This is a genomic window from Vallitalea maricola, from assembly GCF_036985595.1.
Classification (GTDB): domain Bacteria; phylum Bacillota; class Clostridia; order Lachnospirales; family Vallitaleaceae; genus Vallitalea; species Vallitalea maricola.
In genome coordinates, this window is record NZ_BTPU01000203.1 from 1 (window position 1) to 273 (window position 273).

General features: G+C 33.3%; 1 protein-coding gene. It reads right to left on the reverse strand.

Annotation, left to right across the window (positions count from 1 at the left end; all coding sequences use genetic code 11):
• A partial coding sequence (locus AACQ14_RS23875) for a 5-deoxy-glucuronate isomerase (protein WP_339366039.1) occupies positions 1 to 273 on the reverse strand: 273 nt, incomplete at both ends.

The window sequence follows — 273 nt, forward strand, 5'->3', positions numbered from 1 at the left end:
TCTCTTGTTACAAGATTCGTCTGAACCTAAGTTAACTTGTTTTGCATTAGTAATGTCAATATGTACATTTTTGTATGTTTTATGAGCTGGCGCACTTAAACTATAGAATTTAGCAGGATTTTTTGGGTCATCGCTAGTGAATAAAACTTCTTTAGCTCCCATACCTACATATAATCCGTCACGCTCATTTAATTTGTATACTTCTCCGTCAACAGTGATTTGACCTTTTCCACCTATATTTATAACTCCTAATTCTTTCTTAGAAAGAAGAGA